An 18,912-nucleotide genomic window follows, 5' to 3' on the forward strand; every position below is an offset into this window, starting at 1 on the left:
CAACGGAAATCGGCGAGCGTTCAACACGAGGGGGCACGAGCGTCCGCGTGGCCGGCGAGCCACGGCAGCAGTGTCCGCACGTCGTCGATGCGTTCGAGGCGGAGCACTGCGTCGGCGAGCGCATCGCGCGCTTCATCGGCGAGCACGAGACCGGCGAGCGAGCGGTACTTCGCGAACAGCGCGTCGTCGGACAGCGGGTTGCGCGGATCGCCGAGCGGCACCGGCACCTGCATCGAACGCGGCGCGGCACCGTGCAGCACAAGCGTGACGAACGGCTCATCGAGGTCCGACATTTCGGGGTCCACTTCGAGCACGATGCGCACCATCGCCCGTTCGATGCGCGGATCGCGGCGCTGAGCATCGGCGTATACGTCGAGCCCCGCGTGTCCATACACGAGCGCCGCGGCGAGCGCATACGGCAAGCTCATTTGTGCGGACGCGAGCGGATGCAGATCACGTCCGCCGCACATCCGTTCGACGAATCCACTAAGCCGCACGTGCACGCGATCCAGCGCTTCGAGATCGCACGCGCGATGGCCCAGCAGTTCGAGCGCCGCATCGACGGCCGCGTGCGCGCTGCGGCACGATGCATGTGGTTTGATCGAACAGCGCAGCAGTTTCCAGCGCGTGCCGAGTTCGGCGAGCAATGCGGCCGGCTCCTGCGTATCGGGGGCGAACGCGTTGAAGAAGCCACCCCATACGTCGGCGAAAACCTGGCTCGGGCCGCTCACGCCCTCGCGCGCGAGCAGCGCGGCGAGCAGGCCGCCCTCCGCGGCGCGGCCGGTATGCATCCGCTTGGTCTGCGACGCATCGTGGATAAAACCCCACAGGCCACCCGCGAAGCTGCCCGCGTGGCCGAACGCCGCGCCGGTCTGTGCCGCATCGAGCCCGAGCAATCGCGACGCCGCGGCGGCGGCGCCGAACACGCCGCAGGTCATCGTCGAATGCCAGCCGCGACCGTTGTGCGGCGAGTAGCCACCGCACGCTTCGAGTACGCGGCGTCCCACGTCGTAGCCAAGCACGACCGCGGCGACGAACGCGCGGCCCGACACCGGCCGTGTACTGCACGCGAGTGCGGCGAATGCGGCCGGCAAGACGACCGCGCCCGAATGATCGCAGCCGCCGGAGTCATCGAGTTCAAGCGCATGCGCGGCGACGCCGTTGACGAACGCCGCGTCGCGCGCGCCGAACGCGAGCGTGGTGCCCCATGCGCTTGCGGTGCCGGCGTCTCCCGCGCGCGCGGGCTGCATGATTGCACGCGCGCTACGCGCTTCGAGCGCGGTCGATCCGGCCAGCGCCGCACCGAGCGTGTCGAGCACATGGCGCTTCGCGCGCTCGACGACCAGTTCGGGCAGCGCATCGTCAGGCAGACCGGCGACGAAGCCCGCGAGCTGTTCGGACAGCGACAGGTCGCGTGCGCTCATGCGGCCACCTGCCCTGTCTGACGATAGCGCGCGAACACCTCGACCGGATGACCGGGTTCGTTGCCCGTGACGCTCTGCCGCCACCAGTCGGCTACTTCGGCGCCGGTCGCGAACCACACGTCGTCGTGCGAACGGATGTCCGCGAGCAGTTCGCGGAGCACGTCGATGCGTCCCGCGGTACCGATGATCTCCGGATGCAGCCGCAGCACGAAGCACAGGCCGAAGCGATGGAACGCGGCGAAGTCCTGTTTCCAGTTTGACAGCACTTCGCGGTACGACGGAATGCGCGGCTGCCCGACCGGTACTGGCGGCGACAGGTTGTAGACGAAGTACGGTTCGTCCTCGAGTTCGTAGTGCAGCGGCAGTTCGACGAGTGGCGAGACTTGTGCGTCGGTGGCGCCATCGTTAAGGTGAAAGTACGGTAGATCGTCGCCGCGCCACGACGACGACCACGTGATACCCGCGTCGCGCAGCACGTTCGCGAAACCCGGCGCCCAGTTGCCGCAGAACGAACGAAAGCCCTGTGCGCGATGGTCAGTCACCGAAGCAAGTGCGTCTAGTCCCGCCGCGAGCGCATGCTGCTGCTCGGCGAGCGTCAACGTGTCGAAGTTCTCGCAGCGGTCACCCGATGTGCCGAGTTCATGGCCGCACGAAGCGATGTCGCGTACAAGCGCCGGATGCGTTCTCGCGACCTGGCCAGGCACGAACCAGCTCGAACGTACGCCTGCTTCGTCGAGCGCGTCGAGCACCCGGTCCACGCCGCGCTTCGCGCCGTAGCGCCACACCGACAGCGATTTCTCGCGGCCCGCGATGCGCGGCTCCTGCGTAAGAATGCCGAGGTCGTCGTTGAAATCGACCGTGACGACGACGGCGCTGCGCGCGCGCTGCGGCCACGTCCTGTGTTCGTTGTCTTTCATGCTCATCTTCGAAGATCCTGCGGAACATCCTCGGAAGCACCCGCCGCATACGTGTCGCGCCACCATTGCGCGACGTCGCGGCAGGCGGCGAACCACACGCCGTCCTGCTCGCGCATGTGATCGATCAGTCGTTCGAGCAGCGGAATGCGCCCCGGCTTGCCCGACACCTTCGGATGAAACAGCGTCGTCAGGCACAGCCCGTCGCGATGCGAGCCGTCGAACTCGCGCCGCCAGTTATCGAGCGTCGTGTCGTAGCTCGCGATGCGGTCCAGGCTCGCCGGAAAATCCGGATTGCGGTGATACGCCAGCGACGCGTAGTCGTCCAGTTCCCAACGGCCAGGAATCTCGACCATCGGCTCGGCGATACCTTCCGCGTGCACGAGGTACGGCCGGTCGTCGCCGCGCATCGAACTCGAATAGCGCACGCCGGCTTCGGCGAGCACGCGCAGCGTGTCGGGTCCCCAGTCGCCCGAAGGCGTGCGAAAACCGACCGGCCGCATGCCCAGATGCCGTTCGAACACCTGCGCCGAACGCTCCATCACGGCGCGCTGACCGTCGCGATCGAGCGTCCAGAACGCCTCGTGCCGATAGCCGTGATACGCGATCTCGTGACCGCCCTCGATGATCGCCGCGCACTGCCGCGGCCAGTGCTCGACGACCCACGCGGGCACGAAGAACGTCGCGGGCACGCTGCGTTCGCACAACATGTCGAGCAGGCGGCGCAACGCTCGCCACGGCCCGTAGCTGCCGAGCGTGAAGTACGCGGGATTACGCCAGATCGAGCCGTCGAGCATCGCGTCGCCGGTCGGGCCGTCGAGATCGAACGCGAGCGCGACACACGACCGCTGTCCATGCGGCCAGCGCGGCGCTTCGGCATGCGCTCGCGCAGGCATCGCGCCGCGCACATGCCGTTCAATTATCGGCATTGAGCACCGCCTTCTGCACGCCGTGGGCCTGCAGCCCCCATTTCGCGAGCAGCTTCTGATAGGTACCGTCCGCGATCAGCTGGTTGAGCGCCGACGTCAGCCCCGCGTTGATCGCGGGGCTGCTCTTCGAGATGCCGATGCCCGTGTACTGCGACAGGAACGGCTTACCGATCGGCGCATACGCGTTCTCCTCGATCGAATTCTGGTACGGCAGCGTCTCGCCGCCCTGCACCGCCGCGTCGAGACGCGCCTGACGCAGTTGCACGCGCGCATCGGACGATCCGTTCGTGCCGACCACGTTAATCGGCTTCTTGCCCGCCTTCACGCAGTTCGCGTTGCTCCACTTCGCGATGTCATCGGGGAACGACGTGCGACGGCTCGTGCCGACGGTCTTGCCACACAGCGCGAGCATGTCCGGAAATTCACCGGCGCGGGCCTTAACCGTGTAGAACTGCGGACCGGTGGTGATGTAGTCGAGAAAATCGACCGCGTCGCGACGCGACGGCAGATCCGTCATCCCTGACAGGATCACGTCGACGCGATGCGTGGTGAGCGCATTCATCATCTGGTCGAAGCTGGTCTCTTCCCACTGCAGCTTCACGCCGAGTTTCGCGGCGAGCGCCTCGCCGAGGTCGACGTCGAAGCCCATCAGTTTGTCGGTGGCCGGGTCTTTGTATTCGAACGGCGGATAGTTCGGCACGATCGCCGCGATCAGCGTGGTTTTGCCGATCGGTGGCGTAGTGCCGGCCGCCTGTGCGCACGGGGCGACAAGCACCGCCAGTACGGCGGACAACGGCACCGCAAAAGCCAGCACGGCACGCGCCAGCGGACGCCGCAAACAAAAGGATGCGTTCATGAAAACTCGCCTTAGTCGAAGTGAACCGTGCGTGACACGGCAGGGAATGCGCGATGCGCTACGTCAGGCCAGCACGGCCGAAATGAAGTCCTGGGTACGCCGCTGCTGCGGCTGCGACAACACCTGGTCGGGCGGTCCGCTCTCGACGATCTGTCCTTGATCCATGAACGCGACCCGGTTCGCCACCTCGCGTGCGAAGCCGAGTTCGTGCGTGACGACGATCATCGTCATCCCGCTTTGCGCGAGATCGCGCATCACGGCGAGCACTTCGCCGACCAGTTCGGGATCGAGCGCGGACGTCGGTTCGTCGAACAGCATCAGTTGCGGACGCATCGCCAGTGCGCGCGCAATCGCGACGCGCTGCTGCTGTCCACCCGACAGCGCGACCGGAAACGCATCGCACTTGTGGCCGAGGCCGACGCGTTCAAGCAGCGCCCGTGCTTCGTCGATCGCGTCGGCACGGCGGCGCTTCAGCACCTGCACCGGTCCTTCGATCACGTTTTCGAGCGCGGTCTTGTGTGGAAACAGGTTGAAGCGCTGGAACACCATGCTGGTCGCGAGCCGCTGCCGCGCGGTCTGCCGTTCCGACAGCGGGTACAACCGGTTGCCGACGCGACGGTAGCCGACCAGTTCGCCGCCGACCCACAGCGCGCCGCCGTCGATTACCTCGAGCTGGTTGATACAGCGCAGGAACGTGCTCTTGCCCGAGCCCGACGGCCCGATCACGCACAGCACTTCGCCTTTCGGAATGTCGAGCGTGATGCCCTGTAGCGCCTTGAAATCGCCGTACGACTTGCGCACGTCGACGGCGCGGACGATCGGATTCATGTCGCGTGACTCCCGTTGAGATTCTGTTCGCGACGCATCACTGCCGCCCGGATGCGCGGCCCGCGCCGCGCGCATAGTGCCGTTCGACGCGCACCTGCGCGAACGACAGCACCGTCACGACCGCCAGATACCAGATGCCCGCGACGATCAGCAGTTCGATCACGCGCGCGTTCGCGTAGTAGATGTTCTCCGCGTTGTGCAGCATCTCCGCGTACTGGATCACGCTCGCGAGCGACGTCAGCTTGACCATGCCGACCAGTTCGTTGCCGATCGGCGGCACGATCACGCGCATCGCCTGCGGCAGGATCACGCGGCGCAGCGCCTGCAGCCGCGGCATACCGATCGACTTCGCCGCCTCGTACTGGCCGGTGTCGACCGAGAGCAGCCCCGCGCGGACCACTTCCGACGTATACGCGCCCTGATTGATGCCGAGGCCGAGCAGCGCGGCGAGGAACGGCGTCATCACGTCGACGGTGCGGAATTCGAACAGCCCGGGAATACCCATCGACGGAAACACCAGCGCAAGGTTGAACCACAGCAGCAGTTGCAGGATGACCGGTGTGCCGCGGAACAGCCACACGTAGCCCTGCGCGACGGTGCGCACCACCGGGTTCGTCGACAGCCGCATGATCGCGGTCAGCACGCCGAGTACGATGCCGAGCGCCATCGCGAGCACCGTCATGACGACCGTGTTCACGAGGCCGGTAAGGATCGAACGCGCGGTCAGGAAGCGCGCGACGTAGCGCCATTCGATCTGTCCGTGCGCGAACGCGACCGCCACGTAGACGATTGCCGCGACGATCAGCACCGACGCGAGATAGCGGCCCCAGTGGCGGCGCTTGACGTGTTCGAGCTGCGAGATGTCGGCAAACCCGTCAGCTTCGTTCGCTTCGTCCGCAGCGAGCACCGCTGGCTGTCCGTTCCTCGATGCGCTCAACATGTCGGTCCTCCGTAAGAAGCGGCCCACTCCAGTTGCCGCGCGAGCGCGGCCTGCAACCGCGCGATCTGCTCGGCAACCCGCACGGGCGCGGTACCGCCGTAGCCACTGCGCACGGCCACCGCTGCTTCGAGCGTCACGTGCGCGAGTACCGTCGGCGTCAGACGCGGGTCGACCTGTTCGAGCGTCGTCGTCGACACGTCGGACAGTTCGATGCCCTGCTCCTCGCACGTGCGCACCAGCGCGCCGGTGATCTCATGCGCCTCGCTGAACGGCACGCCACGCAATGCGAGCCAGTCCGCGACCTCGGTCGCGAGCGTGAAGCCGAGCGGCGCCTGACGACGCATCTCGTCGACATTCACGCGCATCGTGCGGATCATCCCGGCCATCGCGGGCAGCACGAGTTCGAGCGTGTCGATCGAATCGAATGCGGCGATCTTGTCTTCGGCGAGGTCGCGGTTGTACGCGAGCGGCAGCGACTTCAACGTCGCGAGCAGGCCGCCGAGGTTGCCGATCAGACGGCCCGCCTTACCGCGCGTCAATTCGGCGATGTCGGAGTTTTTCTTCTGCGGCATGATGGAACTGCCGGTCGCGTAGCCGTCGTCGAGCACGACCCAGCCGAACTGCCGCGACGTCCACAGGATCACTTCCTCGGAGAGCCGCGACAGGTTCACCGCCAGCATGCTCGCGACGAACACGAACTCCGCCGCGTGGTCGCGCGACGCGACCGCATCGATCGAGTTTTCGCACGGGCCGTCGTAGCCGAGTTCGGCCGCCGACAGTTCCGGATGCACGCAGATCGCCGAACCCGCGAGCGCGGCGGCGCCGAGCGGCGAGCGCGCGCTGCGGCGATCCCAGTCGACCAGCCGGTCGATGTCGCGGTAGATCGACTGCGCGTGCGCGAGCAGATGATGCGCGAACACCACCGGCTGCGCGGGCTGCAGGTGTGTGAAGCCGGCCGCCACGCTGGCGATATGCGCATTCGCCTGGTCGATTAATGCATTCTGCAGATCGATCACGGCGTGCGTCAGCGTGCGCGCCTTGTCCCGCAGATACAGCCGCAGGTCGTTCGCGGCCTGGTCGTTGCGCGAGCGGCCCGCGCGCAGCTTGCCGCCGGTCGCGCCGAGCCGCTGCGTCAGTTCGCGCTCGAGAAACGTGTGCACGTCCTCGTCTTCCGGCGTGGGCCCGACTTCTCCGGCGACAAACTGCGCCTCCAGCCGGTCCATTTCCGTGAGCAGCTGCCGCAGTTCGGCTTCGTCGAGAATCCCGGCTCGCAGCAGTTCCTGCGCATGCGCGCGCGAACCGGCCAGGTCGTACGGGGCAAGCCGGAAGAAGCTCGGATCCGAGCGCGACAGCGCGGTCAGCGCCGCGGCCGGACCCGTCCGGAAACGTCCACCCCATAGCCGGTCGGTGTGCTGGGTCATGCGAAAACTCCGTGTAAGAAGGGTGGAAGGCGAGCGGCTGCGGTACGTCGTGCAGGCCCGCACGACAAGGTCGAGGCAGTTGAAGCCATAGGTCGAGTCGATTTTATGAACGCCAAATTTAGGGCGGCAAACGGTAAAATCTCATGGTTCCCATGCACGAATCGCATAAATGAAGATCGAGCGCTATCCGCCGTTCAATGTGCTGCAGACGTTGCTGGTCGTCGCGCGCTGCGGCAGTTTCACCGCGGCCGCGCAACAGCTGTTTCTAAGCCAGAGCGCCGTGAGCCGGCACATCCAGCAGATCGAGGAGTATTTCAGCTGCGCGCTGTTCGTCCGCCATACGCGGATGGTCGTGCCGACGGTCGAGTGCCAGCGGCTCGTGCCGATCGTCGAGGAACTGCTGGCCACTGCGCGCCGCTCGATGCAGATCACGAGCATCGGCGGCCAGACCGTCACGCTGCGCGTCACGCCGACGCTGGCCGCGCGCTGGCTGCTGCCGCGTCTGCCCGACTTCTATATGCAGGCGCCGGGCACGCAGCTGAACATCGATACCGCGTGGTTCCTGCCGACCAACTTCGGCGAAGGCACGCTCGACGCGGCGATCCTGTTCGGCACCGGCCGCTGGGATGGACTCGAAGCGACGCCGCTGATGCGTGAGCGGCTCACGCCCGTGTGCTCGCCGCAGATCGCGCAAGGCACGCCACCGCTCGCCGAGCCCGCGGACCTCAAGTCTCACACGCTGCTGCATTCGAGTTTCGGCCGACGCGGCTGGATGCTATGGCTGCAGCAGGAAAACGGCGAACTGGCCGCACACACGTTTCGCGAACAGGTATTCGACACGCTCGACCTCGCGTTCAGCGCGGCCGCGCGCGGTCTCGGCGTCGCGCTAGGCGATCTGAATCTGTTGCAGGAGAGCCTCGCGAGCGGTGCGCTCGTCAGGCCGTTTTCGCGGGTACTCGAAACGGGCGCGGGCTATTACCTCGTGCATCCGCCGCGCAACGAGTACCGCGAGAAGTTGAAGCCGTTGCTCGTGTGGCTGCAGCAGCAGACGCACGAGTAGGCACAAACCGCGTTCAGTAGAGCTCGCGCGAGCGCCGCCAGTCCCGCACCGCGCGCCACATCCGCCCCCACGGCGGATCGGCGAACAGGATCAGCGCGCCGGCCGCGAGCACGCCGCACACGAGAAACGTCCCGCGATAGCCGAGCGCCGCGACCAGCAGCCCCGACAGCACCCCCGACAGGATCGAGCCGACCCGCGCCGAGTTGAAGAACAGCGCGGTCGCGGCGCCCGGCGTGCGCGGCATCAGATCCTGCACGTAGGTCATCCCGAGGCACGACGTCACCGCGACGACGAACGCGTTCAGTGCCTGCATCGGGATCAGCACCGGGATCGACCCGGCCGCTGCGAGCGCGACGAAGTACACGACGTGCACGGCCGCGCATGCGGCGAGCCAGCGCAGTTTGTTCAGCGACGAACCACGGGCGCCGAGCGCGAGCATCATCGGGATCTCGAGGAACGCGCCGAGGCCGAGCATGATCGACACGTCGATGCGCGCGCCGCCGAGTCCATGCACGACATACAGCGGCAACACGATCATCGTCGCGTTGGCCGCGAGACCGATCAGTGTCAGCGCGATCACCGAACGCCAGATGAGCCGCGACGGCGCGACCGGATGCACGAAGTCGGGCTGCACCGGCGTCTCGGGTTCGCGCACGGTCACTTCCAGCGATGACGCGGGATCGCCCGCCACGTGCCCCGGCACTTCGGGCGGCACGCCGCCTGGCGCTTCGCGCATCCGCCAGACGATCACGCCGCAGCCCGCGAAGCTCGCCGCGGCGAACAGGAACAGCCCGTAGAAGTCCCCGGCCGCGAGCACCAGCGCGCCCACCGACGGCCCGAACACCCACGCGCCCGACAGCACTGTGCGCAGCGTCGCCGTCGCGAACGTGCGCTCGGCTTCGTTGCGCACCTGCAGCGCCGCACGCCCAAATGAAAACACCAGCGACATTGCCGAGCCGCCCGCGCCGAGAAACAGCACGGCAATCACGAGCAGCGCGCGGTAGTCGCGCACGAAACACAGCGACAGGAAGCCGAGCGTCGCCGCGATCAGCGCGGCGATCAATAGCGCGCGGTGGTGGCCGTGGCGATCCGACCATTTACCGGCCCATGCGCTCGCCGCGACACCGCTCGCAGCAATCAGCGTCATGAACAGCCCGAGTTGCAGCGGCGTCATCGCCGCATGCTCGACGCCGAACAGCGACAGGTACGGCGCGGTGAACGACATCGCGACGCCCAGCATCAGGGTGGCACCGGCAAGCGGAATGAAAGAGGGGATGCGGGCGAGGTCGGTGAGTCGGGAGTTCATCGAGAACTTGGAATGGGGACGGTGGGCCGGCCGCGCGGCAAAACCTCGATGTTAAGCCTTTCGGGAGACGATCGCGATGACGACGTCCCGGTGCTCGCGGTTGCGTCTTCGTCAGTGTCGTGATCCGCGTCCCGATGTGCGGCACACGCATCGCGCTCATATGCGTCACTACGACCATGCATTTTCACCAGCACGTCGACGCACGCGTATCGAAAAGTATCAGCCGTCGTGCCCTCGATCATGCACATCATCACGCACCCGCACAGTGCGATACGCACACGCATTGCGACTCGTGCATCTAAAGCGCGCACAACCCGTGGACAACGTATGCATCCTGGGTTGATATTGATGTAATCACCAACGGTTCACATTCTGCGAACTATAGTGTCGAGGAACCATTGCTCAGGAGCCTCACTCATGTTCAGGAAACGAATCCGTGCTGTGTTGTTTACGATGTCGATCGCGGCGCTCGCACCGGCATCCGAAGCGCAGTACACCACCGATTGGCTCGCGAACACATACGGCACGATCGCGAATCACGTGGGCAACGGCGCACGTTCGATGTGGGTCGCACCGGAAGGCGTCATCTACACGGCGTCGTTGTGGGATGAAAACGAAGGCGGCGTCGCGATCTATCAGAACGACCAGAGCATCGGCTCGATCGGCATTCACAACGAGTTCCAGGGCAGCGCGATCACCGGCAACGCGACGTCGATCTTCGCCGCGCTGCAATACAGCCCGTCGTACGGCAGCGGCGCGGTGGGACGCTACAACCGGACCACCCAGGCCCGCGATCTGCTGATCCCCGTCAGCACGACGACGACCTCGACACGTGGCGACGTCATCACCGGGCTCGCCACGTCAGGCTCGCTGCTCTATGCAAGCGACCTGCCCGGCAATCGCGTGCGCGTCTATACGACCGACGGCGTCTGGCAACGCGACATCGGTGTGACGAGTCCCGGCGCGCTTGCGATCGATAGCGCCGGCAACGTGTGGGTCGCGCAGCAGAGTCTGGGCACGGTCACCGAATTCAGCGCGGCCGGCGCACTGATGAATACCATTCTGATGCCCGCGCAGTCGCAGCCGTCGGCGCTGTATTTCGATGCGACGTCGGGACTGCTGCTGGTCGGCGACCAGGGGCCTGACATGAACATCAAGCAGTACAACGTGTCAGGCATACCGACGCCCGCCGGCACATTCGGCATTCAGGGTGGCTACCTCGACAGCACGAGCGGCACCAAAGGCCAGGTCGGCGACAAACGCTTCACGCGCGTGACGGGTATCGGCAAGGACGCCGCCGGCAACCTGTACGTGCTCAACAATCCGTGGGGCGGAACATGGGACCTGGGCCGCAACGGCGGCACCGACATCCACTCGTACGACGGCTCGGGCAATCTCCGCTGGAAGCTGCAGGCGCTGAACTTCGAGGGCGTGGCCGCGCCGGACCCGGTGACGGACGGCGCGCTCTACTACAGCGGCACCAACATCTATACCGGCACCGCGGGCGGCACCTTCGTCGCGAACACGGTCGATCCGTTCACCTATCCGTCCGACCCGCGCATCAACCCGAACGATACGCAGCGCGACGAGCACTTCGGGCAACTGGTCAACGTCGGCGGGAACCGTCTGCTCGTCGCGACCGGACAGAATCCCGCGATCTACTATCTGTTCCACTTCAACGCGGCGAACGGCTACATCGCGATACCGGACGCATCGATTCCCGGCACCGCGTTCAACACGACCGCGCCGGTCACCGGTGGCTTCAGTCTCGACAGCAAGGGTGACGTCTGGGCCGGCCTCGACCGGACGAACCACATCTATCACTACCCGCTGACCGGCTTCGATGCGACCGGCAAACCGACGTGGGGCGCCGGCATCTCGATCTCCATTCCGCTGAGCATCCGGCCGCTGACGCGCATCATCTATCTCGCCGAGAGCGACACGATGATCCTCGCGCAGGGCATCGTCGGCAGCGCGGACTGGACGTCGATCGGCACGCGCATCGAGGTGTATCACGGCTGGAGCGCGGGCAACAAGACGTCGCCTAACCCGGTGATCACTCTCACCAACGCGAATCCGAAATCGATCACCGCGGCCGGCAGCTATCTGTTCGTCGGTTACGTGCACACGGTGCCGAACATCGACGTGTACAACCTGTCCAGCGGCAGCCTCACGACCACGCTGATCAACACGAACACCACCGCGGTGGACACCGGCACCGACGTCGATTCGATGTACGGCCTGCGCGCGTACCTGCGCTCGACCGGCGAGTATGTCGTGACGAAGGACAACTACACCGGCTCGAGCATCGTCGTTTATCACTGGACGCCTTGACGAACTAACCTCGCAAGCCCAGGCACGCGACGACCCGGCCGCGCCCCGCGGCCCGGTCGATCGTCATCGCACCCGCCGAGCGCGCGCACAGGTGGTTCACGAGACGCAGCCCGAAGCCCGCGTCGACAGTCGCATCGAAGTCCGCCGGAAAACCGCGCCCGCCGTCCTCGACGACGATCGTCACCTGCTCCGGCGTGCGCCGCGCGCTGACGGCAATGTCGCCCGTGCCGTATTTGATCGCGTTCGTCACGAGTTCGGTGACGATCGAACCGATCGACATCAGCGCGTCGTCGCGCACCGAAAACGGCTCGGTCGACAGCAGTTCGAGGCGGCGTTCGTCGTGCGGCGACAGCAGCGCCGCCTGCAGGTCGCGCACGAGGTTCTCGAGGTACGGCACGGCGTCGCGCTCGTGCGGCGCATCGTGCCCGTACAGATGGCCGTGAATCCGCGCGAGACTGTCGATGCGCTCCACCGCGAGCGTCAGCGCGCGACGCACTTCCTCGCTGCCCGATTGCCGCGCCTGCAACTGCAGCGTGCACGAGATCAGGTTCAGGCTGTTGCGCACGCGATGATGGACCTCGCGCATCTGCAGCACGTGCATCGATGTGTCGTCGTCGCGTGGGTCGGGGTCGTTCGGTGAAGGGGATGTCGTCATGTCGGTCGTGGTGAGGTCGCTCGCGGCAGGAGCGGGCCTTCGCGAAGGGTTCGTGAGCGGTGTCCGCTGTGCGCTCGCCGCGTGCATGCCGTCCAGCCGGTCGACGGCTGCGCGGATCGTCCCGTTGACTTCCCGTGCCGCTTCCTTGATACGCTCGTGATCCATGGCAGCGCTCCGACGACGATCCGCAGCGGACCGGACGGCTGCGAATGTAGCGCCGCGCGAACCGCGTGCACAGATTTGCGGGGACTAGATCGACTGGTACTTTCGTACTGTGCCGCGATCTCTATCTGCGCATCGCGGGCGCGCGCGGACACCAGCAGACGATCCGCGCACCGCAGAGCATCGCGGATCAGTTGCAGTGGTGGTTCGAGGAAGAAGGCGCCGACGGTTTCAGCATCATGGCGTCGTGGCTATCCGATGGGCTCAGCGAATTCGCCGAATTGGTCGTGCCGGAGCCGCAGCGGCGTGGGCTGTTCCGCACCGAATACGAGGGGTGGGCGGTGAATCGTCATGCGCTGCGTGGTACGCAAACGCCGCAGGTGGTGAGTGCACGCTAGATAGCGTTTCCCGTCACGCCGAACAGCACAACACCCATGTCGCACGAAGCAAGCGACACGGGTGTTGGCGCAAACCTCAAGCCGGCATTAGACCAGGAGTCAAGCCGATTGCCAGCGCGTCTCTGCAACGTCGAGCTTGCGCGGAATCAGCTTCAAGCTTGTGAACGTGTCGGCGATCTGCTGCTGGTACGCGAGCGTCGCGTCGTCGATTTTCTGCACGCCGTAGCCCTGGCGTTTCAACGCAAGCTCCAGCGTAGAGGTATCGAGGCCGACGAGCGGCGACAGTTGCGCGGCCACTGCCGGTACGTTGTCGCGCGCCCACTCATCCACCTTCGCGACTTCGTCGAGCAGCGTATGCACGATCTGCGGCTGCGCGGTCGCGAACTTGCGGCTCGCGAGGTAGTACTGCGTGTTGCGCACGAGGGCTTCGCCATCGACGATCACGCGCGCGTTGGCCTGCCGCTGCGCGGCCGCGTAGTACGGATCCCAGATCACCCACGCATCGACGCTGCGCTGCACGAACGCAGCGCGCGCGTCGGCGGGAGTGAGATAGGTCGGCACGATTTCCGGATAGCCGACCTTCGCCTGCTCCAGCGCTTTCACGAGCAGGTAGTGGACGTTCGACCCACGGTTCAGCGCGACACGCTTGCCCCGCAAGTCGGCGACCGTGCGGATCGGTGAGTCGGCTTGCACGATGATCGCCTCGCCCTTCGGCGCAGGCGGCTCGCTGCCGATGTAGACGAAGTCGACGCCGCCCGCCTGCGCGAAAATCGGCGGCGTCTCGCCGACGGTGCCGATGTCGACCGCGCCCGCGTTCAGGCCCTCGAGCAGTTGCGGACCGCCGGGAAATTCGAGCCACTGCACGGTCACGCCTTCGGCGGCGAGCCGCTTTTCGAGCGAGCCGCGTGCCTTCAGCACGATGAAATTGCCGTACTTCTGATAACCGATGCGCAGCGTCTTGCCATTACCCTGTGCATGCACGCCGCTGCTTGCGGCAAGCGCCGCCGCGCCGCCGATCAGCGCCGTGCCGCGTGCGGCTGCGAGCGCGCTGCCGACGGTGGCCGCGCCGGCGGCTTTGAGCCACGTGCGTCGTGTGACGCTGGTGATGTCGGAGAGGTCGTTGCCCGTGTGGTCGATTGAGATTTTTTTCGATGCCATGTGCGTCTGCCTGTCGATGAATCTGATCTTCGGATGTGCACGCATCATGCGTGGCGCAATCCGCGCGGGTCAATGCACGGCTTCGAGTTTTTTCTGCTATCGATTCCGCGAACGGGAATTTGCGGGTTGTGAACGATCGTTATGCACGAACCTGCTATGGTTAGCTGAAACGGTCAGTTAGCGGCACGCAGTCGCGTTGCTACGATATCCATTCTGCATCGTTCGCCTGCCGGATCGCTACTCATGACGCACGATACGAAACCACCGCATACCGAGCCACGGTCACCGAATCGCCGGCGCGTACTCGGTGGACTCGCGAGCACGCTCGCCGGCACGCTCGCGGGCGGCTTCGCAACCGCTGCACGGCCCGCGACCATCGCCCCCGACACCCCACTCGAACCCGCGCCATGGACGCTCGAACCCGGCGCGCCACTGCTATCGCCGCCGTACGGCGTGCCCGCGTCGTTCGAAGCCGGCGTGATCCGCCGTGTCGCGCGGGCGCCGGCGATGCCCGGCTCGGGTTCGTCGATGACCCCGCTCGCCGATCTCGCCGGCAGCATCACGCCGAACGGCCTCTTCTACGAGCGCCATCACGCGGGCGTGCCGCAGATCGATCCGGACCGGCACCGTCTCGCGATTCACGGCCTCGTGCGCGAGCCGCGCGTCTTCACGGTCGACGACCTGCTGCGCTTTCCGTCGGAATCGCACATCTATTTTCTCGAATGCTCGGGCAATACCGGCAGCGAATGGAACGGCCCGAGCGGTCTGCCGGTGCAGCTCACGCACGGGCTGCTGTCGTGCTGCGAATGGACCGGCGTGCGCCTGTCGACGCTGCTCGACGAAACCGGCGTCACGCCATCCGCGCAATGGCTGCTCGCCGAAGGCGCGGATGGCGCGGCGATGACGCGCAGCCTGCCGCTCGACCGGATTCTCGAACGCGCGCTCGTCGTCTATGCGCAGAACGGCGAACGGCTGCGGCCGGAAAACGGTTATCCGCTGCGCCTCATCGTGCCGGGCTTCGAGGGCAATACGAACATCAAGTGGCTGCGCCGCCTCAAGCTGATCCGCGCGCCGGAGATGACGCGCGAGGAAACGTCGAAGTACACGAGCCTGCTGCCGGACGGGTACGCACGGCAGTTCGTGTTCGAGATGGATGCGAAGTCGGTAATCACGAGGCCCTCGCCGGGGCATCGACTCACCGCGCGCGGGTATCACGCGGTGAGCGGGCTCGCGTGGTCGGGGCGCGGCAGGATTCGCGGCGTCGACGTGTCCGACGACGGTGGGCACACGTGGCGCGCGGCACGTCTCGTCGGCGCAGTGCACGACCGCGCGTTGACGCGCTTCGTCGCGGACTGGCACTGGGACGGTGGCCCCGCGACGCTGCAAAGTCGAGCCGTCGACGAAACCGGCTACGTGCAGCCGACCCGCGACGCACTCGTCGCGGCCCGTGGGCTGAACACGCAGTATCACTACAACGCGATCCAGAGCTGGCGCGTTGGCGCGGATGGCGAGGTGCGCAATGCTTAGGGTACCGGCCCTGGTATTTTTGATTCCGTTCGCGCTCGGAACGGTTGATGCGATCGCGCAAACGGCAGCGCAAACAACCGCAGAGCCCGCCGCCACAACGCACGAGCATTACGACATCGGCACGCCGGTCGCACCATCCGCGCTCGCCAGATGGGACATCGACGTCAGCCCCGACGGCCGCGGCCTCCCACCGGGTCACGGCACCGTCACGCTCGGCAAGCAGATCTTCGCCGCGAAGTGCGCGATGTGCCACGGCGCGCAGGGCCAGGGCGGCATCGGCGATCCGCTCGTTGGCGGCATGGGCACGCTGACCAGCGCGAAGCCAAAGAAGACGGTCGGCAGCTACTGGCCCTACGCGACGACGCTGTTCGACTACATCCGCCGCGCGATGCCGTACAACGCGCCGCAGTCGCTGTCCGCCGACGAGGTCTATTCAGTCAGCGCGTACCTGCTGTATCTGAACGGGATCGTGCCGGCTTCGGCTGGACTCGACGCGAAGACGTTGCCGAAAGTGCGGATGCCGAATCGCGATGGGTTCGTGGGGGATCCGCGACCGGGGGCGTTGTAGCGCGGCGCACCCGGCCGCGGATCGCCCGGTCAATCGGGCAATCGCACCGGGTGCGCGACATGGGCCTAGAATCGCGTCTGGTCCACTCTCTCCTACGTCCCCGCCATGCCGGACAAGACACCGCAGTCGGATGCATTCTGGCGCGACTACGCGCTGCACGCCAAGGTTGCGTCGGCCCGCTACGACGTCGTCGCTTTCGGCGACAGTCCCGGGATGGCGACGGAACTCGCTAACCTCGTGACCGCCGGTATCAAACGCGCGACCGCATCGCTGCTGCGCGACTACGCCTCTACACCAGACTCACTGCCGAAGCCCGGCGACCACGTCGTGATGGTGGACGGCGACGGCGTGCCGCGCGCCGTGTGGCGCACGACCGAAGTGACCGTCAAAGCGCTTGTCGACGTCGACGAGCGCTTTGCTTGGGACGAGGGAGAAGGCGACCGCACCCGCGCGTGGTGGCTCGACGCGCATCGCGCGTTCTTCAGCGGCCAGGCAGCGGACGAAGGGTTCGCGATGCACGATGGAATCGAAACCGTGTTCGAGCGCTTCGAGGTCGTGTGGCCATTGTCGATCGCCGACTGATCGCCGCCCCGCAGCACTAACCGCCTCCCTCAATCCCAAACCGGCGCCAGCCCGTCCGGACTCGTCAGCCGTTCGCCATAGCAACCTCCGCGAGATCCGCGTGAGCGTCCGTGCGGCAAGATTGCCTTCCAGATTCGCGCATTTCGTCGACGACGACGGGTTCCCCGCATATCCAAGTTGCAACGCCCACGCGAGCACGGCCTGCGCCGGCGTCGCGCCGTGCGGCTGCGCGATCCTCACGAATCGCGGCCCATGTTAAGCACGCGCACAAAAGAACAAGTCAATGTTCGAAAGAACATTTATCGTCGGCAGTTGTATTTTTGCACCGCTCATGTGATCTGACCACCACTACATAAAAGCATGAATTTTTCAGGAATTATCAAAGGTTTAACGCTTATTTTCATGGTTTCCCCTGGTACTCACCTACCGACCAAGTGATACGATGACTGATCAGAAACGCAGGACGAATGTTCGAATTCGCGCATCGTCCAGTGCCAATGTCGGGACGGCCTCACCTCCCGGCCTATAAAGGAACGGAGACAGACTTGAAAACAATCGCTGGTCTGCGCTGGTGGATCATCGCGCTCGTGTGCCTCGGGACCATCGTGAACTACCTGTCGCGCAACGCGCTCGGCGTCCTGGCGCCCGAGTTGAAGACGTTGCTGCACATGAGCACCCAGCAGTATTCGTACGTCGTCGGCGCGTTCCAGGTCGGCTACACGATCATGCAGCCGGTCTGCGGACTCGTCATCGATCTGATCGGATTGCGTCTCGGCTTTGCGCTCTTCGCGTGCCTGTGGTCGGCGACGGGCATGTTGCACGGCTTCGCGAGCGGCTGGATGTCGCTCGCCGCGTTGCGCGGTCTGATGGGTCTGTCGGAAGCGGTCGCAATCCCGGCGGGCATGAAGGTCGTCGCCGAGTGGTTTCCGAATCGAGAGAAGTCGGTGGCGGTCGGCTATTTCAATGCGGGCACGTCGCTCGGCGCGCTGCTCGCGCCGCCGCTGGTCGTCTTTCTGTCGCTGCGTTACGGCTGGCAAAGCGCATTTGCCGTCACGGGCGCCTTGGGTTTTATCTGGGCCATCCTGTGGTACGCGTTTTATCGCTCGCCCGCCGATCATCCGCGGATCGGCGACAAAGAACGTAACGCGATCGTCGAAGGGCAAACGCCCGTGACCGCCGGCACGCGCGACAAGCGCCGCATCCGCGAAGTGCTGGGCACGCGCCGTTTCTGGGCGATCGCGCAGGCGCGCTTCTTCGCCGAACCTGCATGGCAGACGTTCAGCTTCTGGATTCCGCTGTATCTCGCCACTGAACGTCATATGGATCTGAAGCAGATCGCCCTGTTTGCGTGGCTGCCGTTTCTCGCCGCGGATCTCGGCGGCCTGTTCGGTGGGTATCTGTCGCCGTTCCTGATGAAGCATCTGCGCATGCCGCTGATCTGGTCGCGTATCGCGGGCGTCGTGCTCGGCGCGTTCATGATGATCGGGCCCGCGTGCATCGGGCTGGTCGCTTCGCCGTATGAGGCGATCGCGCTCTTCTGCGTCGGCGGCTTCGCGCATCAGATGATTTCCGCACTCGTCAACACGCTCGCCGCCGATGTCTTCGAGCCCGGCGAAGTCGGCACCGCCGCAGGGTTTGCGGGGATGGCCGCATGGATCGGCGGACTCGGCTTTTCGCTGCTGGTGGGCGCGCTTGCCGACAAGATCGGCTACACCCCGCTGTTCGGCGCCCTCGGCGCGTTCGATCTGATCGGCGCGACGCTGCTCGTGATCCTGATGCGCGGAGTGTGGCGCGACGATCGTCTGCAACCCGGCGCGGGCCGCACTGCGTGAACTGGAAACACATCACAT

General features: G+C 65.8%; 16 protein-coding genes and 1 pseudogene. 7 read left to right on the forward strand and 10 right to left on the reverse strand.

Translation table 11 applies throughout. The features are described from left to right. Nucleotides 1-20 precede the first annotated feature (20 nt). From ACREXZ_RS03685 to argH, 7 genes are all read right to left on the reverse strand, one after another. A complete protein-coding gene (locus ACREXZ_RS03685) occupies nucleotides 21-1,424 on the reverse strand; it encodes an MmgE/PrpD family protein (protein ID WP_431762675.1) in 1,404 nt (467 codons plus the stop codon). Then, complete coding sequence (locus ACREXZ_RS03690) at nucleotides 1,421-2,347, reverse strand: polysaccharide deacetylase family protein (protein ID WP_431762676.1); 927 nt, start codon at nucleotides 2,345-2,347, stop codon at nucleotides 1,421-1,423. Before ACREXZ_RS03690 ends, ACREXZ_RS03685 begins: the two co-directional genes overlap by 4 nt. Then, on the reverse strand, nucleotides 2,344-3,267 hold the full coding sequence (locus ACREXZ_RS03695) for a polysaccharide deacetylase family protein (RefSeq protein ID WP_431762677.1): 924 nt from the start codon (nucleotides 3,265-3,267) through the stop codon (nucleotides 2,344-2,346). Before ACREXZ_RS03695 ends, ACREXZ_RS03690 begins: the two co-directional genes overlap by 4 nt. Next, on the reverse strand, nucleotides 3,254-4,123 hold the full coding sequence (locus ACREXZ_RS03700) for an ABC transporter substrate-binding protein (RefSeq protein WP_431762678.1): 870 nt from the start codon (nucleotides 4,121-4,123) through the stop codon (nucleotides 3,254-3,256). The genes ACREXZ_RS03695 and ACREXZ_RS03700 overlap by 14 nt, the downstream gene beginning before the upstream one ends. Before the next feature lie 63 nt (nucleotides 4,124-4,186). Beyond that, nucleotides 4,187-4,951: an amino acid ABC transporter ATP-binding protein gene (locus ACREXZ_RS03705; RefSeq protein ID WP_431762679.1), complete on the reverse strand. Its 765-nt coding sequence runs from the start codon at nucleotides 4,949-4,951 to the stop codon at nucleotides 4,187-4,189. Between the two features lie 37 nt (nucleotides 4,952-4,988). After that, nucleotides 4,989-5,891 carry an amino acid ABC transporter permease gene (locus ACREXZ_RS03710; protein ID WP_431762680.1) on the reverse strand — a complete coding sequence of 301 codons (903 nt, stop codon included), beginning with the start codon at nucleotides 5,889-5,891 and terminating at the stop codon, nucleotides 4,989-4,991. Then, complete coding sequence (argH, locus tag ACREXZ_RS03715; protein ID WP_431762681.1) at nucleotides 5,885-7,312, reverse strand: argininosuccinate lyase; 1,428 nt, start codon at nucleotides 7,310-7,312, stop codon at nucleotides 5,885-5,887. The genes ACREXZ_RS03710 and argH overlap by 7 nt, the downstream gene beginning before the upstream one ends. A 169-nt stretch (nucleotides 7,313-7,481) precedes the next feature. On the opposite strand from argH, the gene ACREXZ_RS03720 reads away from it, so the two are divergent. Next, nucleotides 7,482-8,372: a LysR substrate-binding domain-containing protein gene (locus ACREXZ_RS03720; RefSeq protein WP_431762682.1), complete on the forward strand. Its 891-nt coding sequence runs from the start codon at nucleotides 7,482-7,484 to the stop codon at nucleotides 8,370-8,372. A 13-nt stretch (nucleotides 8,373-8,385) separates the two neighbouring features. Here ACREXZ_RS03720 and ACREXZ_RS03725 read toward each other — a convergent pair whose 3' ends face one another. Continuing rightward, a complete protein-coding gene (locus tag ACREXZ_RS03725; RefSeq protein ID WP_431762683.1) occupies nucleotides 8,386-9,678 on the reverse strand; it encodes a sugar efflux transporter in 1,293 nt (430 codons plus the stop codon). A 417-nt stretch (nucleotides 9,679-10,095) separates the two neighbouring features. On the opposite strand from ACREXZ_RS03725, the gene ACREXZ_RS03730 reads away from it, so the two are divergent. Further along, the gene (locus tag ACREXZ_RS03730; RefSeq protein WP_431762684.1) at nucleotides 10,096-12,012 is read left to right on the forward strand and encodes an SMP-30/gluconolactonase/LRE family protein; all 1,917 of its coding nucleotides are present in this window, start codon (nucleotides 10,096-10,098) and stop codon (nucleotides 12,010-12,012) included. Between the two features lie 4 nt (nucleotides 12,013-12,016). On the opposite strand, the gene ACREXZ_RS03735 is transcribed toward ACREXZ_RS03730, so the two are convergent. Beyond that, entirely contained in the window at nucleotides 12,017-12,832 is an 816-nt protein-coding gene (locus ACREXZ_RS03735) for a sensor histidine kinase (protein WP_431762685.1), read from the reverse strand. Nucleotides 12,833-12,945: 113 nt separating this feature from the next. Between ACREXZ_RS03735 and ACREXZ_RS03740 the strand changes: the two are divergent. Continuing rightward, nucleotides 12,946-13,227: pseudogene (locus ACREXZ_RS03740) on the forward strand (nitrilotriacetate monooxygenase); the annotation flags it as partial. Nucleotides 13,228-13,326: 99 nt separating this feature from the next. Here the strand turns inward: ACREXZ_RS03740 and ACREXZ_RS03745 are convergent. After that, nucleotides 13,327-14,385 (reverse strand): sulfonate ABC transporter substrate-binding protein, encoded by a 1,059-nt coding sequence (locus tag ACREXZ_RS03745; RefSeq protein WP_431762686.1) that lies wholly within the window; start codon nucleotides 14,383-14,385, stop codon nucleotides 13,327-13,329. A gap of 243 nt (nucleotides 14,386-14,628) precedes the next feature. On the opposite strand from ACREXZ_RS03745, the gene soxC reads away from it, so the two are divergent. From soxC to ACREXZ_RS03765, 4 genes are all read left to right on the forward strand, one after another. Beyond that, on the forward strand, nucleotides 14,629-15,912 hold the full coding sequence (gene soxC, locus ACREXZ_RS03750; RefSeq protein WP_431762687.1) for a sulfite dehydrogenase: 1,284 nt from the start codon (nucleotides 14,629-14,631) through the stop codon (nucleotides 15,910-15,912). Next, nucleotides 15,905-16,480 carry a c-type cytochrome gene (locus ACREXZ_RS03755; RefSeq protein WP_431762688.1) on the forward strand — a complete coding sequence of 192 codons (576 nt, stop codon included), beginning with the start codon at nucleotides 15,905-15,907 and terminating at the stop codon, nucleotides 16,478-16,480. The genes soxC and ACREXZ_RS03755 overlap by 8 nt, the downstream gene beginning before the upstream one ends. A 105-nt stretch (nucleotides 16,481-16,585) precedes the next feature. Continuing rightward, nucleotides 16,586-17,062: an ASCH domain-containing protein gene (locus ACREXZ_RS03760; protein ID WP_431762689.1), complete on the forward strand. Its 477-nt coding sequence runs from the start codon at nucleotides 16,586-16,588 to the stop codon at nucleotides 17,060-17,062. Nucleotides 17,063-17,607: 545 nt separating this feature from the next. Continuing rightward, entirely contained in the window at nucleotides 17,608-18,894 is a 1,287-nt protein-coding gene (locus tag ACREXZ_RS03765; protein ID WP_431762690.1) for an MFS transporter, read from the forward strand. The last annotated feature ends 18 nt before the right edge of the window (nucleotides 18,895-18,912 follow it).

The organism is Paraburkholderia sp., assembly GCF_050742655.1.
In the GTDB taxonomy this organism is placed as follows: Bacteria; Pseudomonadota; Gammaproteobacteria; order Burkholderiales; family Burkholderiaceae; genus Paraburkholderia.

Excerpts from the sequence above, each read along its gene's own strand:
- ACREXZ_RS03685 (WP_431762675.1), bottom strand. The coding sequence starts at position 1,424 with ATGAGCGCACGCGACCTGTCGCTGTCCGAACAGCTCGCGGGCTTCGTC.
- ACREXZ_RS03690 (WP_431762676.1), bottom strand. The coding sequence starts at position 2,347 with ATGAGCATGAAAGACAACGAACACAGGACGTGGCCGCAGCGCGCGCGC.
- ACREXZ_RS03695 (WP_431762677.1), bottom strand. The coding sequence starts at position 3,267 with ATGCCGATAATTGAACGGCATGTGCGCGGCGCGATGCCTGCGCGAGCG.
- ACREXZ_RS03700 (WP_431762678.1), bottom strand. The coding sequence starts at position 4,123 with ATGAACGCATCCTTTTGTTTGCGGCGTCCGCTGGCGCGTGCCGTGCTG.
- ACREXZ_RS03705 (WP_431762679.1), bottom strand. The coding sequence starts at position 4,951 with ATGAATCCGATCGTCCGCGCCGTCGACGTGCGCAAGTCGTACGGCGAT.
- ACREXZ_RS03710 (WP_431762680.1), bottom strand. The coding sequence starts at position 5,891 with ATGTTGAGCGCATCGAGGAACGGACAGCCAGCGGTGCTCGCTGCGGAC.
- argH (WP_431762681.1), bottom strand. The coding sequence starts at position 7,312 with ATGACCCAGCACACCGACCGGCTATGGGGTGGACGTTTCCGGACGGGT.
- ACREXZ_RS03720 (WP_431762682.1), top strand. The coding sequence starts at position 7,482 with ATGAAGATCGAGCGCTATCCGCCGTTCAATGTGCTGCAGACGTTGCTG.
- ACREXZ_RS03725 (WP_431762683.1), bottom strand. The coding sequence starts at position 9,678 with ATGAACTCCCGACTCACCGACCTCGCCCGCATCCCCTCTTTCATTCCG.
- ACREXZ_RS03730 (WP_431762684.1), top strand. The coding sequence starts at position 10,096 with ATGTTCAGGAAACGAATCCGTGCTGTGTTGTTTACGATGTCGATCGCG.
- ACREXZ_RS03735 (WP_431762685.1), bottom strand. The coding sequence starts at position 12,832 with ATGGATCACGAGCGTATCAAGGAAGCGGCACGGGAAGTCAACGGGACG.
- ACREXZ_RS03745 (WP_431762686.1), bottom strand. The coding sequence starts at position 14,385 with ATGGCATCGAAAAAAATCTCAATCGACCACACGGGCAACGACCTCTCC.
- soxC (WP_431762687.1), top strand. The coding sequence starts at position 14,629 with ATGACGCACGATACGAAACCACCGCATACCGAGCCACGGTCACCGAAT.
- ACREXZ_RS03755 (WP_431762688.1), top strand. The coding sequence starts at position 15,905 with ATGCTTAGGGTACCGGCCCTGGTATTTTTGATTCCGTTCGCGCTCGGA.
- ACREXZ_RS03760 (WP_431762689.1), top strand. The coding sequence starts at position 16,586 with ATGCCGGACAAGACACCGCAGTCGGATGCATTCTGGCGCGACTACGCG.